The 13,215-nt window shown below is 70.3% G+C and carries 17 protein-coding genes; 6 read left to right on the top strand and 11 right to left on the bottom strand.

The features are described from left to right. The first annotated feature begins 8 nt into the window (after positions 1-8). The gene (locus ACSUPR_RS03600; RefSeq protein WP_436889473.1) at positions 9-416 is read left to right on the top strand and encodes a hypothetical protein; all 408 of its coding nucleotides are present in this window, start codon (positions 9-11) and stop codon (positions 414-416) included. 86 nt (positions 417-502) lie between these two features. Here the strand turns inward: ACSUPR_RS03600 and ACSUPR_RS03595 are convergent, their stop codons facing one another. The 4 genes from ACSUPR_RS03595 to ACSUPR_RS03580 all read right to left on the bottom strand — a co-directional run bounded on the left by ACSUPR_RS03595 (position 503) and on the right by ACSUPR_RS03580 (position 2,114). Then, positions 503-655, bottom strand: a complete 153-nt coding sequence (locus ACSUPR_RS03595; protein ID WP_436889472.1) for a hypothetical protein — start codon at positions 653-655, stop codon at positions 503-505. A gap of 192 nt (positions 656-847) precedes the next feature. Further along, positions 848-1,123, bottom strand: coding sequence for a hypothetical protein (locus tag ACSUPR_RS03590; protein WP_436889471.1), 276 nt, complete (start codon positions 1,121-1,123; stop codon positions 848-850). Between the two features lie 257 nt (positions 1,124-1,380). Next, positions 1,381-1,536 carry a hypothetical protein gene (locus tag ACSUPR_RS03585; protein WP_436889470.1) on the bottom strand — a complete coding sequence of 52 codons (156 nt, stop codon included), beginning with the start codon at positions 1,534-1,536 and terminating at the stop codon, positions 1,381-1,383. A gap of 83 nt (positions 1,537-1,619) precedes the next feature. Further along, a complete protein-coding gene (locus ACSUPR_RS03580; RefSeq protein WP_436889469.1) occupies positions 1,620-2,114 on the bottom strand; it encodes a hypothetical protein in 495 nt (164 codons plus the stop codon). A 168-nt stretch (positions 2,115-2,282) separates the two neighbouring features. Here ACSUPR_RS03580 and ACSUPR_RS03575 point away from each other — a divergent pair, with 168 nt between their 5' ends. Further along, complete coding sequence (locus tag ACSUPR_RS03575) at positions 2,283-3,503, top strand: helix-turn-helix domain-containing protein (RefSeq protein WP_436889468.1); 1,221 nt, start codon at positions 2,283-2,285, stop codon at positions 3,501-3,503. Positions 3,504-3,586: 83 nt separating this feature from the next. On the opposite strand, the gene ACSUPR_RS03570 is transcribed toward ACSUPR_RS03575, so the two are convergent. Beyond that, the gene (locus ACSUPR_RS03570; protein ID WP_436889467.1) at positions 3,587-4,426 is read right to left on the bottom strand and encodes an abortive infection system antitoxin AbiGi family protein; all 840 of its coding nucleotides are present in this window, start codon (positions 4,424-4,426) and stop codon (positions 3,587-3,589) included. A gap of 134 nt (positions 4,427-4,560) precedes the next feature. Between ACSUPR_RS03570 and ACSUPR_RS03565 the strand changes: the two genes are divergently transcribed. Continuing rightward, the gene (locus ACSUPR_RS03565) at positions 4,561-4,809 is read left to right on the top strand and encodes a hypothetical protein (protein WP_436889466.1); all 249 of its coding nucleotides are present in this window, start codon (positions 4,561-4,563) and stop codon (positions 4,807-4,809) included. Next, entirely contained in the window at positions 4,806-5,054 is a 249-nt protein-coding gene (locus tag ACSUPR_RS03560) for a hypothetical protein (protein ID WP_436889465.1), read from the top strand. Before ACSUPR_RS03565 ends, ACSUPR_RS03560 begins: the two co-directional genes overlap by 4 nt. Before the next feature lie 99 nt (positions 5,055-5,153). On the opposite strand, the gene ACSUPR_RS03555 is transcribed toward ACSUPR_RS03560, so the two are convergent. The 6 genes from ACSUPR_RS03555 to bla (ACSUPR_RS03530) all read right to left on the bottom strand — a co-directional run bounded on the left by ACSUPR_RS03555 (position 5,154) and on the right by bla (ACSUPR_RS03530) (position 11,238). After that, complete coding sequence (locus ACSUPR_RS03555) at positions 5,154-5,723, bottom strand: hypothetical protein (RefSeq protein ID WP_436889464.1); 570 nt, start codon at positions 5,721-5,723, stop codon at positions 5,154-5,156. Positions 5,724-5,790: 67 nt separating this feature from the next. Then, positions 5,791-5,964, bottom strand: a complete 174-nt coding sequence (locus tag ACSUPR_RS03550; RefSeq protein WP_436889463.1) for a hypothetical protein — start codon at positions 5,962-5,964, stop codon at positions 5,791-5,793. A 172-nt stretch (positions 5,965-6,136) separates the two neighbouring features. Beyond that, on the bottom strand, positions 6,137-7,393 hold the full coding sequence (locus tag ACSUPR_RS03545; RefSeq protein ID WP_436889462.1) for an IS110 family transposase: 1,257 nt from the start codon (positions 7,391-7,393) through the stop codon (positions 6,137-6,139). 237 nt (positions 7,394-7,630) lie between these two features. Next, positions 7,631-8,959 (bottom strand): hypothetical protein, encoded by a 1,329-nt coding sequence (locus tag ACSUPR_RS03540; protein WP_436889461.1) that lies wholly within the window; start codon positions 8,957-8,959, stop codon positions 7,631-7,633. Positions 8,960-9,324: 365 nt separating this feature from the next. Then, on the bottom strand, positions 9,325-10,248 hold the full coding sequence (gene bla / locus ACSUPR_RS03535) for a class A beta-lactamase (RefSeq protein WP_436889460.1): 924 nt from the start codon (positions 10,246-10,248) through the stop codon (positions 9,325-9,327). Between the two features lie 81 nt (positions 10,249-10,329). After that, positions 10,330-11,238: a class A beta-lactamase gene (gene bla, locus ACSUPR_RS03530; RefSeq protein ID WP_436889459.1), complete on the bottom strand. Its 909-nt coding sequence runs from the start codon at positions 11,236-11,238 to the stop codon at positions 10,330-10,332. A 147-nt stretch (positions 11,239-11,385) separates the two neighbouring features. On the opposite strand from bla (ACSUPR_RS03530), the gene ACSUPR_RS03525 reads away from it, so the two are divergent. After that, a complete protein-coding gene (locus ACSUPR_RS03525) occupies positions 11,386-12,300 on the top strand; it encodes a LysR family transcriptional regulator (RefSeq protein ID WP_436889458.1) in 915 nt (304 codons plus the stop codon). Beyond that, entirely contained in the window at positions 12,297-13,208 is a 912-nt protein-coding gene (locus ACSUPR_RS03520) for a serine hydrolase (RefSeq protein ID WP_436889457.1), read from the top strand. Before ACSUPR_RS03525 ends, ACSUPR_RS03520 begins: the two co-directional genes overlap by 4 nt. Positions 13,209-13,215 lie beyond the last annotated feature (7 nt).

Below are 13,215 nucleotides of genomic sequence, written 5' to 3'. Positions count from 1 at the left end.
GACACCGCGTGCACGCCCAGATGGCCGAGCTGCGGCTCCGCGTGGAGGCGCTGGAGAAGGAGCTGACGGCCCGCCGCACGGCACGCCGAGCGTCCAGCGCGCCGACGCTGGTCCCGGCCGTCAACCTGGACGAGGTGCCGACGCTCAGGCCAGACGCCTCCGAGGTCGTCACCGTCCGCGAGTCGCGGGGTGGCATGCGCACGTCGAAGGGGTGGACCGGCCAGACCACGAGCCGCCACCTGGACCGGTTCCTCGTGAAGGACTCGGAGGGGCAGCGCGTCGGCTACGTGATCCTCGCGGAGGACGGGAAGACATGGCGGGTCGAGGGGTACGACAAGGAGTTCCCCACCCGCCTGGAGGCGTTCCGCGTCCTGGTGTCCGCGCTGACCGGTGAGGCGATCCTGGCTATCGGCTAGCGGCCGGGGGAGTCTGGGCCGATGGAAACCATCGGCCCAGACTCGTAAGCCGGGAGAGGGCGCCTGAGTGAGGCGACTCTCCGCCGCTACATGCGCGTCACGGCCCAGGTGACGGCGGCGCCCACCAGGGCGAGCACGGTCACGAGGGTGATGAGGCGGAAGGTCGTCCCCCAGTCCTGGGTGGACTTCTCAACGAGGTCGATGACCTTGCAGGCGACGAGCGCGAGGTGCGTGAACATGAGCGGTTGGGCTCCTTGGGCATGGCAACCAAGGACCCCTACTCAGGGTCGCAATGAACACGCGAGGCTTAAGCGGCTGCTCGCGCGCAACCGGCGCCGTCAGCGGTTAGCTTCTGGGTTTGCCGCTATTGAGCGCCAGGGTAGTCGTTGAGCCGTGAGGTGTCGAACGCCAAGCTGGCGGGGCTCTGGTGGTCAGCCGGGGATGCACGCGATGTCGATCGGGTGGAGGGGCTTTATGGGCGCAGCTTCATGGAACCCGTACAGCATCAACATGAACCTCTGCTCTGTGAACTGACGGTCGAGGCTGCAAAGTTCGCACCTCAACCGGATCTTGCGTGAGCCGCTGGGGGTGGTCTCTACGATGTCGTAGCGCTCCTCCAGCACGGTGTAGAGGGGGAAGAGTGCCTCAGTGTCGAACCCCAGGTTCTCGCCGTCCTTATAGCCGTGGGCCGACTCGTAGTCGCGCATCATGAACTTCCTGGTCTCGCGACCGTGGAAGCCGACCTTAGCGAGGAACCTTTCCTGGTGAGGGACTCCATGGCGGCCCGCGCACACAAACTTGGCGCACTTGAACGCTGCCAGAGGGCTAGCCGGTTCTCGCTTGCGACTCATCGTGTCCTCCAGGTGGTTTCGAGCCCTGCACCGCAGACGTACGAGACCCGGGCCATGGTTCCCCATGGCCCGGGTTCATAGACCGGGAGAGAGCGCCTGGCGCGTACGTCGCCCTACGTCAGCATGTGCACGACGAAGGTGACGGCGGTACCCGGCACAGCGGCGACGACCAAGAGAACACTGAGGCGCATGGTCATGCCCCAGTTGCTGATGGACTGCGCGACGACGTCCAGGGCCTTGAAGGCCACCAGGGCAAGGAGAGTGAGCATGAGAAAAGGGGCTCCTTGGGATCGACAACCAAGGGCCCCTACTGAGAGCCAGGACGCTCCGGATGGTGATCTCCGAGGCAGGATCAGCGGTAAGCCGCTACTGAACTGTCAAGATAGAGGTTCAGGTTCCTGATGTCAAGGCCCCCGTACTTGATGCTGACCGGCAGCCCCTTCACCGCGTCGGCGAGCTTGTTCACCCGGGCCTCCTTGAACTGCTCATCCCTGCCGCAGCGGGAGCACCGCAGGCGCAGTTTGCGAGTGCCGTCGGGGGTTGTGACGAAGACAGCGGGCTCCCTCAGCTCCTGCCAGGTCCCCTTGCGGGTCAGCCGCCCCGTTCGGCTGAGCTGGTGGACGGCCCGGCGCTCCTCCTCAGTGCCCATGAGTCCGGCGCCGAACCTGTCGCCCTCTGGCAACAGGTGGCCGAAGTGCTCGTTCATCTTCTCTATGGCGGCGTCTGTCGGGGCCGCGTCCCTGTTGTCGACCAGCCACCCGACCTTCTTCGGCTTCTTGTCTGGGCGGCACCCGCAGACGAGCCGAAGACGGTTCTTGTGCTGGACGGCGGGGCCGCGTTCGTTCACGGGCGCTCCCTGATGCTCAGTCACAAGGGGCGGGTAGACCCCGCCTGCCCCTATGGAACACCACGGGTCCGACGCGTAGGGCCGGGAGAGAGTGACCGAGAAGCCCTCTTCTCCGAGCGCCCCACCGCCTACCCTTGAACCACCACCCCCTGAACGGAGGGCGAGCACGTGACCGAGAACCAGCCCCCCAGGCGCTCCGGCGAGGTCGGAGCCCGCGTGGCTCGCGCCAGGAAGCGGCGCGGCCTTACTCAGCAGGGCCTAGCCCAGCGCACCAGCTACGCCCGCTCGCACATCGCCCAGGTCGAGGCCGGGCACAAGGCCGCCACCCCCGCGTTCATCGCCGTCGTCGCCCGCTGCCTCCAGGTGGACGCCACCGAGCTGTACGGGCAGCCGTACCGGGGCGAGACCCCCTCGACGGACCGGGTCCACGCCACCATCCCCGACCTGCGCCGCGCGCTCGACGCCCTGGACGTGCCGCCCGAGCCGGACGTGAGGCCGCGCTCCCTGGACGCGCTCGCCCGCGAGGTCGAGCGGCTGCGGCTCGCCTCCAAGGACGCCCGCCACCTCCAGGTCGGCACCGACCTGCCCGCCCTCATCGAGGAGCTGGCCGTCCACGTGCACACCACCGACTCTCCGCGCGCGTGGCGGCTGCTGAACGCCGCGCAGGCGCTGGCGGTGTCCCTGTCCAGGCGCCTGGGCTACACCGACCTAGCGACCTCCGCGATCAAGGACGCCACACGGTCCGCCGCCCGGTCCGATGACCCTAACCTCCCCGCCCTGGCGCAGCTCTCCCGGGCGCTCATGATGATGATGTACGGGTCCTGGACGGCGGGGTTGCGCCTGGTGCGCGCAGCGGCCGGCGGCGTCGAGCCGGACACCCCGCAGGCGCTGGCCGTTCACGGGGCCCTGCACCTGCGGTCGGCCGTGCTGTCCGCGCGCGGCACCCAGACCGGCGACACCACCGCGAGCGAGGCGTGGGACCACCACGCGCAGGCCGTCGAGACGGCGCGCCAGCTCCCGGCGCGCGCGCAGGACTGGTACGCGCTCCAGTTCAACGACGCGAACGTGCAGATCCACGGCGCGGCGGTGGCGGTGGAGATGGGCGACTACGACGAGGCCCTGAGGCGGGACGCGGAGATTACCGCCCCCGTGCTCTCCACCCTCCCCGCCGAGCGCCGCGCCCACCACCTCATCGACATGTCGCGCGCGCACATGGAGCAGGGCCGCTCCAAGCAGGCGCTCGCTCGGCTGCTGACGGCGGAGCGAGTCGCTCCCCAGATGACCCGCTACCACCCGTCCGCGCGTACCGTCGCGACCCACCTCCACGACCGTCACAGGGTCCTCTCCGAGGATCTCAGGGGCCTCGTTACGCGCATGCGGATCACCTGACTGGGGAGACAAGGAGCAGGCGCGCCGGATTGCTGAAGCTCCGTGAAGACGCTGCCGCCACGGCCTAAGCCATGACGCGGAGGTTACGCGTGCTTCGCTCCGGCGATGGAGGCGATCATGTGCTCAAGGCTCCAGGTGGCGTCTACGAAGACCAGATGCTCGTAATAGTCTTGGCGAAGGGGTTCCCCAACACCCCAGTCAAACGGTTCCTCATCCTCAAGCTCATCTTTGATCAAGGCCGTTAGGTCTCGGCGGAACGCTTCTTGGTCCGCCTCCGGAACGAAGGCGACGATGATGTCCTCGGGCGCGAGGAACCTGAAGTCTCCGACGTGCCTCCATTCTCGCTCCCACCAGAACTCCCGTGCCACGTTGTAGGTGCCCATCGGCTCAATGAAGGGTGTGAGCTTCAGGACCGGGGACTCTGCGAGCAACTCCCCGTAGCTCTGGTCGGAGGTGTCCTTCTCTACGAGGGCTCGCACTTCGGCTTGCTCGACCAAAGCCTTGAAAGCCTTCGTCAACCATGTCGGAGAGTTGGATGAGGGGGTCTGGTCCACGTACCAGACGGGGTTCACCCCGCGAGAGCGAGCGTAGACCTTCGTGATTGCCAGCCCGTAGCCCTTGAGCTGCACGCTTCGCCCGGGGATCTGCTCACACATCATCCAGACGTGCTCGATGGGAGTCTCAGAGAAGCAGACTACGCGCTGAGTCTCGGCCACCTCTGGGACCTGTTTTGCTTGGTCTTCAGCTACCCCGAAGAAGCTGGTCGCGCTGATCCTCCGACTGACCAGGATCGAGAGAAGGTTGTCGCGGGCGTCATTCTCCTTTCCCTGGTTGTTGCGACTCAGGTGGACGAGGAAGGTGGAGAGGTCGCTGCGCCTGTGCAGCAGTTCCTCAATGGTCCGCGTGCGTGGTGGAGTCGACATAGCCCGAGTATGCGACTGGAACACGCCGTGTGCCGGACAAGATTCCGGCAACTGCGGACAGGTGGTTTTGTCGACTCGGCGCGGTGTTCCAACTTGGAACAGTGCTCCCCCTTGACGGATCCACCATCGCTCCCATGGACTATCCGACTCCCCAGAGTGACCGGAACGAGCTGGACCGACTCAACCGCGAGTACCCGGGCTGGAGGGTGTGGCGCAGCCGCGACGGCGGCACCCCCTCCGGCTGGGTCGCGACCAACCTTGACCCCCGCAGCACCTACGACCCCACCCTTCACGCCAACTCCGCGAGCGCGCTGGAGCGGCTGCTCATGCACCCGCCGCACCGGATCGGCCGCCCCCTGCGAGACGGGGAGGTGGCGCTGTGACCGAACGGAAGCCGGGCGTCGCACTGACCCCCGAGCAGGAACGGGCCCTGGAGCTGGTGCGCCCCCACGTGGACCAGCTCCAAGTCGAGTTCGGGGAGGCGTGGGAGATCGGCCCGTGCCACCCCTGGAACGGGACCGTCGAGCGGCTGTACGCGAGGCGGCGCCGGGAGGTGGAGGGCGAGCTCCCCGCCGTGAGCGCGCGGACGGTGGAGGAGCTGCGCGCCAAGCTGCGCGAGCGCTCCTGAGGCCGACATGAGAAAGGCCCCGACCTTGACGCGGTCGACTAAGCCGCAGGGTCGGGGCCCTTGAAGGGAGACGCCGCACCGGGCGGCGTCGGGTCGATCCTAAACCGCGCCCTCGGCGGCGTCCCGCCGGTAGCGGCTGGCCGACTTGAGGGACACCCCCAGCTCCTCCGCCACGTGCCTGTCCAGGTCCCCGGCGGACATGGCGGACAGCCGTCCGCCGTCCTCCGGGCCGGACAGGATCTCGCGTGTCCGGGTGACCCTGTCCCGCCGGGTGTCCGACCGACGGGCGGGGAGGGTGTCCTGTCCGCTGTCCCGGACCGTCCGGGCCTCCTCGGCGGACATGGCGATACGTTCGGCGGTCAGGACACGGACCAGGCCGTAGGCGGTGTCCAGGTCGTGTCCGTTGTCCAGCATCCAGCGGAGCTGGAGGGGCGTGCTGTCCCGCCACCGCCGCCCGAACTGCTGCTTGACCTTCTTGCGCTTGAATGCCGAGACGCTGTTCTTGATGATCACGTGCGTCTCTCTCGGCCCCAACTCCCAGCCGAGGTAGACGGCACGCGTGTGGGCGTCGGTTTCCTGGGCGGACACGCTCCGCTTGTTCTTGTCCCTGTCGTCGGAGGCCCGGCAGTACAGGACGGCGTTCTTCGGCCTGGGCCCGTCAGGCGTCATCACCGGGACGCACCCCCTCGCGCAGGAACTCCGCCGCCTCCAGCTTGAGCCCCTCCGGCGCGGGGCGTCAGGCGGGGAGCGTGGTGAAGTGGGCCAGCTCCTCGCGCTGCGCCTCTCGGGGGCGGTGCGCCACCCCCAGGGCCGTCAGCAGGTCGGCCAGCGTCTCGACGCCGACGAGCCCCCACGAGCGCCCCTTGATCCAGTCCTCGTTCTCGGTCGAGTTATAAGGTCCCTCACTCACTTCGCCCCTCCGGTTCCTGTCTTCCCTGCTACTTGGGTTTTCTAGGTACCCCTGGGGGGTACCTAGGTGTATAATATTCCCATAGTGGGCTTGCCGTCCGTGCTCCCCGCGCAGGGGGATGGAGGCCAGGCCGTGGGGGTGGAGCGGGTCAGACACCCCATGTCGTTTGGTGTCAAGCGGTATGGATGTGGGCGTGGTGCGACCAAGCGGTCGCTTCGTCGTAGAGGGTGCGGGTCTTGAGGCAGCCGTGGAGGATGCCGACCAGACGGTTGCCGACCAGACGGTTGCCGACCAGACGGTTGCCGACCTGGCGCAGGGCCGGGTTGTAGCCGACCTCGCGGGCCCGCTGCCTGTCGTAGTAGCGGCGGGCCCCGGGCGAGACCCGCAGCGCGGAGAACGCCTGACGCTGCAAAGCGTCGGCCAGCCGGTTGTTGCGCACGTAGCGGTCCTGCACGCTGTGGCTTTTGCCCGAGGCGCGGGTGATGGGGCTGGTGCCGGCATAGTTCTTGCGGGCCTTGGCGGAGGTGTAGCGGTCGGGGTCGTCCCCGAACTCGGCGAGCACCCGGGCGCCGGTGATGTGGCCGATGTCGGGCATCGACAGGTAGATCTCAGCGTCCGGGTGCTTCAGAAAATGCGCCTTCACCTGCTCCTCCAGCTCGGCGATCTGCTCGTTGAGCGCGATGATCAGCTTCGCGTGCGCGGTGGCGGTGGCCGCATAAGCGGCGGTGACCGGCTCGGGCAGGCCCAACTGCTTGGTGCGCAGGGCGGTCTGGATGGTGGCGGCCTTGGCGTCGCGGTAGCGGCGGCGGTGGCGGGCCAGCACGGCGGTGATCTGGGCGCGGTTCAGTCTCGCCCCCGCGGCGGGGGTGGGCGCCTTGACCAGCAGTTCCAGGGCGTCGGTGCTGGTCAGCTCCAAGTCGGCGTAGGCGTCCAGGGCCGCGGGGAAGTACTCGCGCAGCGTGGTGCGCAACCGTTGGAAGGTGCGGGTGCGCTCCCAGATCAGACTCTGGTGGGCGCGGGCAACGACCTTGACGGCCTGGGCGGCGTCACTGTCCCCGGCCACCGGTCGGAGCTGGGCGCGGTCGATACGGACCATGTCGGCCAGGGCGTGGGCGTCGCCCTTGTCGCTCTTGGCACCGGAGGTTGCGTAGCGTTCCTTGAAGCGGGCGACCTGACGGGGGTTGATGGCGTAGACCCGGTAGCCGGAAGCGATCAGGGCCTGCACCCAGGAACCTCGGTCGGTCTCGATCCCGACCGCCACCTCCGACGCCTCCAGGCCCTGGCCGCCGTGCCGGGCGACGAGCTCGTGCAGTTTCGCGATCCCGGCCACGCCCTCGGGTAGTTGCGCCGCGGCCAGTCTTTTGCCGGTCTGGTCCTGGAGCTCGACGTCGTGGTGGTCCTCGGCCCAGTCATCACCGATCAGTAGCAACTTCGACCTCCCTTGTCCGGGTGATGGTGGTGCAGCCTGCGGGAAGCGGCGCGCGGCCTAATGGATCCAGTGCTCACGCCCCCGCGAAAGGGGCGGGCACGCCACCCCATCAGCGGTCTGGCCTCCCGGCCGACCGGCAGGGGCACGGTCTGACCTCAGAACTCAACGGTTCCGGCGGCGGGAGTGCTCACCTGCTGGCGGCTACGGCACCAAGTCTCACCGACCTGGCAAGTCCCATTAGGCGGCGTGGGCGGGAGGCCGGATGCGGTGTCCGCAAGTAGGGCAGGGGACGGCGGTGATGCTCCGGTCGTCTGGGGCGAGGCGGACGACTGTGCGGTAGCGGGGTGAGGACCTGTCGCCGTTGCACCGTTCACTGTCGCACTTGGGCGCGGTGAACTGCTCGTCGATGTCGGGCGGGCCGAAGAGGCGCTGGAGCACGCCGCTTCCGCCGCCGGTGTTCCCGGGCGGGTGGACGACCTCGCCGGGGTGGGTCCGGCAGAGGGACCCGCAGGCGGCGCAGGTGCCGCCCGGGGTGTTGCGCAGGCTCGGATGGGCGGGGCAGGTGCCGGTGGCCCTGCCGCGGGAGTCCACGGCGAAGCGCGGCCGGTGGGCGAAGGCGTCCTCGGCCTGGCGGGGCGGCGGCAGGGCCCGCAGGAAGGCCCTGGCGTTCCAGGCGCGCACGGCCTCGGGGGAGGCCAGCCGGGCGGTGAGGGCGGCGTAGGGGCTGCGGGTGTGCTCCCACCCCTCCAGCGCGCGGCGGAGTTCGTCCCGCCCCACACCCGCTGCGGCCAGCTCGCCCAGGCGGGCGGCGAGGCGGCGGCGGTCCCGTCCGGGGCGGAGCAGCGCGGCGTCGGGGACCCGGGCGAGCAGTTCCCCGGCCCAGGCCGGGGGAGGAGAGGACTCCGGCTCCGGGGCCGGGTCGGGTGAGGTGCGGGGGCGCGGCACCCGCGCGGACGCGGCCGGGGCCGGGCGCCCTGTGGTGACCCGGCGTCGGATCGGATCCGGATCGGGTTCGTCGGGGGAGGGGTCGCCAGGGGAGGGGTTTGCAGGTCGATCCGACCTGTCGCGGGGGTCCACGGTGGCCCGCCGCGGGGGTTCACCGTGACCCCCCGTGCGGGAGGCCGGCGGGTCGGGACGGTTGGCGGGGGTGATGGGCTCCTCGCCCAGCCGGGCGCGGACGGCGTTGATCTCCTCCAGCACGGCCGGGCCGTGGCGGGTGAACGCGCTGGCCGGGATGAGCAGCTCCAGCACGTCGGGCAGGTTGTCGGCGCGGCGCCGCCGGGCGGCGATGTCGGCGGCGAAGAACGCGGGCAGCTGTGCGCGGGGGAGCTTGCGCAGCAGGCCGACCCGGACCAGGTCGTTGAGGGCCCGTTTGGCGGTGGAGTGGCTCAGGGTCCTGCCGGCGCGGTGGACCAGGGTGCTCTGGAGCAGGAAGCACCAGCGCCCGTCCCGGTCGGCGGCGTCGGCGATGACGGTGGCCGCGATGTACGCGCGGCCGGTGGGGATCAGGCCGTCCCTGAGGGCTTCTTTGAGCCAGATGTCGGCGATGAACCCGATGCCGTTCATCGCGCCCGGCGGACGCCGGCGCGGGGCGGGGGAGGAGCCGGGGCCCGGGTTTTGGGCAGCCGTGATCTGAGGACTAGGATTCATTCCTAGCCGCCTTCCTGGTTGTGCAGGTTGGTCGGTCAGGGGCCGTGCGGTGTTGGTAGCACCGAGCGGCCCCGTTTTCGTGTGACGGGGGGTCACTGGCTGAATCCTAGGGGCTGTCCGGGGAGGACGGGGGCGGTTCTCTGGATTCGTGTTCGAGTATCCGGGCGACCCTGTGTGAATCTACGTCGTAAAGGCGAGGGTTCGGAAAACCAAGGGAGAAAAGCAGAAAAGGTGCGGCTGCGCCGCCCGTACCCACCGGGCCGCGCAACCGCACCCCTTCCTCAGCGCATGGCGTCCGCCACGACCCCCGCCGCCGCCGCGATGAGCTCGTCGCGGCGCTCGGCGTCCTCCTCGGAGCGGCTGGACATGATCGCCAGCACGATCGGCTCGTCGCCCTCCTGCGGCCACAGCAGCCCGATGTTGTTGCGCGTCCCGTAGTTCGCCGACCCCGTCTTGTCCCCGACGGTCCACCCCTCGGGAACCCCCGCGCGGATGGTCCTGTCCCCGGTCGTGTTGCGCAGCAGCATGTCCACCAGCACCTCGCGCCGATCCTGCGGCAGCACGTCCCCCAGCGTGTACGCCCGCAGGCTGGTGGCCATCGCCCGCGGAGTGCTGGTGTCGCGGACCTCGCCCGGGGTGTGCTCGCTCAGGTCCGGCTCCCAGCGCTCGGCCTCGATCACCTCGTCGCCGATCCCGCGCAGCGCGTCCTCGAACCCCTGCGGCCCGCCCAGCTCCTCCAGCGCCAGGTTCGCCGCCGTGTTGTCGCTGTAGCGGACCGCCGCGTCGATGACCTCCAGGAGGGTCATCCCCGTGTCCACGTGCTGCTCGGTGATGGGCGTGTACCCCACCAGGTCGTCCTCGGTGTAGGTGACGACCCGCTCCATCTCCTCCAGGGTGTTGCGCTCCAGGATCGCCCCCGCCGACAGGGCCTTGTGGGTGGAGGCGTAGGCGAACCGGTCGTCGGCGCGGTGGGCGATCTCCGCCCCCGTGCCGGTGTCGATCGCGTACACCCCCAGGCGGGCGTCGAACTCCTCCTCCAGGGCGGCGAGTTCCGCCGGGACGTCGACGGTGGGCGCCGCCGCGGACGCGGTCGGCTGCGGGGAGGGCGCGGCCGCGGCCTCCGGGGCGGCGGTGCCGCAGCCGACCAGGGGGAACAGGGCCACGAGAGCGGCCGGGGCCAGGCGCCGGAAAGAACGCTTCGTCACGGACGGGTTCCTTTCGTGTTCGGAGGGTGGCGGGGTGAAGGCGCGGGGCGGCCGCTGCGGCCGCCCCGCGCCCCCCGGGGATCAGCCGAGTTCGTCGACCACGATCTCGGTGGCCTGGGCGACGAGCTCGTTGATCGGCTCGGCGTCCTGGGCGTCCTGGCTGGTGTAGACGGCGATGATGATCGGGTCGGCGCCCTCCTCGGGCCACAGCAGGCCGATGTCGTTGCGGCCGCCGTAGCCGGCCGAGCCGGTCTTGTCGCCGACGATCCAGCCCTCGGGGACGCCGGCGCGGATGGTCTCGTCGCCGGTGGTGTTGCGGATGAGCAGGTCGATGAGCACGTCCTGCTTCTCCTCGGGCAGGGCGTCGCCCAGGGTGTAGGCCTCCAGGCCGGCGGCCATGGCCTGCGGGGTGCTGGTGTCGCGGGTGTCGCCGGGGGTGGCCTCGTTGAGTTCGGTCTCGTAGCGGGCGGGTTCGGTGACCTCGTCGCCGATGGAGCGCAGGGCCTCGGTGAACCCCTCGATGCCGCCGAGTTCGTCGAGGATGAGGTTGGCCGCGGTGTTGTCGCTGTAGCGGACGGCGGCGTCGATGATCTCCATGCGGGTCATGCCGGTGTCGACGTGCTGTTCGGTGATGGGGGAGTACTCGACGAGGTCGTCCTCGGTGTAGGTGATGACCTCCTCCATCTCCTCCAGGGTGTGTTCGGCGAGGAGGGCTCCGGCGGAGAGCGCTTTGTGGGTGGAGGCGTAGGCGAAGCGCTCGTCGGCGCGGTAGGCGATCTCCTCGCCGGTGGCGGTGTCGACGGCGTAGACGCCGAGGCGGGCTTCGTGCTCGGTCTCCAGGGCGGCGAATCCGGAGTGGGCGGTGGGTGTGGCCGATGGTGCGGCCGGTGTGCCCTGGGGTTCGGCCTCGGCGGTGCCGCAGGCGGTGAGGGCGAGGAGGGCGAGGGTGGCCGCGGCCGGTCGCAGGCCGGGGGCGGTGAGAGTGCGCATGGGTGTGCCTTTCGTGTGCGTGCGGGCGTGCCGGGGCCGGGGAACGCGGGGCCGTGTCGGGCCCTGTGGGCAGTCTGGCGTCCGGGGGGTCATGTCGTCCAAGACGCGGATCGCTGTTTCCATGCGTTTTCGACATAATCTCGGCTCATGGATCTGGTGGGTGCGTGTCGGGCGTTCGTTCATGTGAGTGATCGGGGTGGTTTCACCCAGGGCGCGGCGGCGGCGCGGATTCCGCAGCCGGTGGCGAGCCGTCGGGTGGCGGCGCTGGAGCGTCATCTGGGTGGGCGGTTGTTCGACCGTTCGACGCGCAGGGCGGTGTTGACGCCGTTCGGCCGTGAGGTGCTGCCCGCGGCGCGGCGCCTGGTGCGGCTGGCGGAGGAGCTGGAGTACGACGCGGAGCGGGCGCGGCACAGTCCTCTGCGGTTGGCGGTGCCGGAGACGTGCGCGACGCGGGACCTGGCGGCGCTGGGCGCGGCGGGGCGCGACGCGGGGCTGCGGTTGGATTTTCGGCAGGCTCCGCCGCAGGCGCGGGCGGCGGCGCTGCGGGACCGGGAGGTGCGGGCCGCGGTGGTGGCGGTGCCCGCGGAGGTCGCGGAGTGGACGGTGCCGCTGGGGGTGGGTTCCGCGGTGGGGCTGGGGGTGCGGTTGTTCTTCGTGGAGACGTTGCGGGTGGGGCGGGGGGAGCGCGCGGGCGGTGGGCGGCGGTTGTGGATCCAGCCGGAGGACGATGTGCCGCACGTGCGCGATCCGCTGTTGAGGGCGCGGGACGCGCTGGGGCTGGCGCCGGCGCAGGTGGGGGTGGCGTCGTCGTTGGCGGATGCGGCGACGGAGGTTCTGGCGGGTGGCGACCTGCTGTTGTGCACGGAGGGGCAGGCGGAGGAGTTGGGGTTGTACTGGTGCGGGCTGGGTGAGCCGGTGGTGGCACGTGGTTACGATCTTGTGGCCGAGGGGCCGGACGAGGCGGAGTGGTTGCGTGCTCCGTTGTCGGCGGCCCTGGCCCATTGTCTGGATGCGGCGCCTGCCCCCGCCGCCCCTGGTTCCGGTTCCGGGAGGGTTTCGTGAGTGTCGCCACGACCACGGGTCTGTTGCGCGGGTTGCGCCGTGAGTTGGAGGAGGGGGGCCTGCGGGGGTCGTTCCTGGTGCGGGATCTGCGGTCGGGCGAGGAGATCGGGATCGAGCCGGATGTGGAGTTCCCGTCGGCGTCGTTGGTGAAGGTGCCGTTGGCGGTGGCGGTGCTGGAGCGGGTGGCGGCGGGTGAGCTGGACGCGGCGGAGCAGGTGCTGGTGGAGCCGGGGCGGGTGACGACGTTCGGGCCGATCGGTATTTCGCGTTTCCGTCATCCGTCGCGGGTGGCCGTGGAGGATCTGGTGTATCTGAGCACGTGCCTGAGTGACGGTGCGGCCGCGGACGCGCTGTTGGGGTTGACGCCGCCGGAGCGGGTGGCGGCTTCGCTGCGGGCGGCGGGGGTCGTGGGGATCACCGTGCGGCACGCGATGGGGGAGCTGCACCACACGCCGGTGGACCGGTTGGACCCGGACGAGGGGCATCTGGCGCACAGTCTGGCCATCGAGGCGGGGACGGCGGGGCGTGGGCACCGGATTCCGCAGTTGGACGTGGCGCGGGCGAGCACGGGGACGGCGCGGGCGTTCGTGGATCTGTTGCAGGCGTTGTGGGTGCCGTCGAGGATTCGTGCGGACGTGGCGGCGCGGGTGCGGGAGTTGATGCGGCACAACGTGTTGCGGCACCGGTTGGCGCCGGATTTCGTGTCGGATGCGACGACGTGGTCGTCCAAGACGGGGAGCCTGTTGAACCTGCGCCATGAGGTGGGTGTGGTGGAGCACGCCGACGGCGCGGTGTTCGCGGTGGCGGCGTTGACGGAGTCGCGGGTCCCGGCGGTGCACCAGCCGGGGGCGGAGGCACTGATGGCGCGGGTGGCGCGGACGCTGCGGGACCGGTTGCGGTCGGGGTGAGCGGGGT

It is taken from the genome of Nocardiopsis dassonvillei (assembly GCF_964273065.1).
Lineage (GTDB): Bacteria > Actinomycetota > Actinomycetes > Streptosporangiales > Streptosporangiaceae > Nocardiopsis > Nocardiopsis dassonvillei_B.
Note: the sequence above shows the minus strand (reverse complement) of the source record. Positions and strands in the feature narration are given on the sequence as shown.

Excerpts from the sequence above, each read along its gene's own strand:
- ACSUPR_RS03595 (WP_436889472.1), bottom strand. The coding sequence starts at position 655 with ATGTTCACGCACCTCGCGCTCGTCGCCTGCAAGGTCATCGACCTCGTT.
- ACSUPR_RS03590 (WP_436889471.1), bottom strand. The coding sequence starts at position 1,123 with ATGCGCGACTACGAGTCGGCCCACGGCTATAAGGACGGCGAGAACCTG.
- ACSUPR_RS03585 (WP_436889470.1), bottom strand. The coding sequence starts at position 1,536 with ATGCTCACTCTCCTTGCCCTGGTGGCCTTCAAGGCCCTGGACGTCGTC.
- ACSUPR_RS03570 (WP_436889467.1), bottom strand. The coding sequence starts at position 4,426 with ATGTCGACTCCACCACGCACGCGGACCATTGAGGAACTGCTGCACAGG.
- ACSUPR_RS03565 (WP_436889466.1), top strand. The coding sequence starts at position 4,561 with ATGGACTATCCGACTCCCCAGAGTGACCGGAACGAGCTGGACCGACTC.
- ACSUPR_RS03555 (WP_436889464.1), bottom strand. The coding sequence starts at position 5,723 with ATGACGCCTGACGGGCCCAGGCCGAAGAACGCCGTCCTGTACTGCCGG.
- ACSUPR_RS03540 (WP_436889461.1), bottom strand. The coding sequence starts at position 8,959 with ATGAACGGCATCGGGTTCATCGCCGACATCTGGCTCAAAGAAGCCCTC.
- bla (WP_436889459.1), bottom strand. The coding sequence starts at position 11,238 with ATGCGCACTCTCACCGCCCCCGGCCTGCGACCGGCCGCGGCCACCCTC.
- ACSUPR_RS03525 (WP_436889458.1), top strand. The coding sequence starts at position 11,386 with ATGGATCTGGTGGGTGCGTGTCGGGCGTTCGTTCATGTGAGTGATCGG.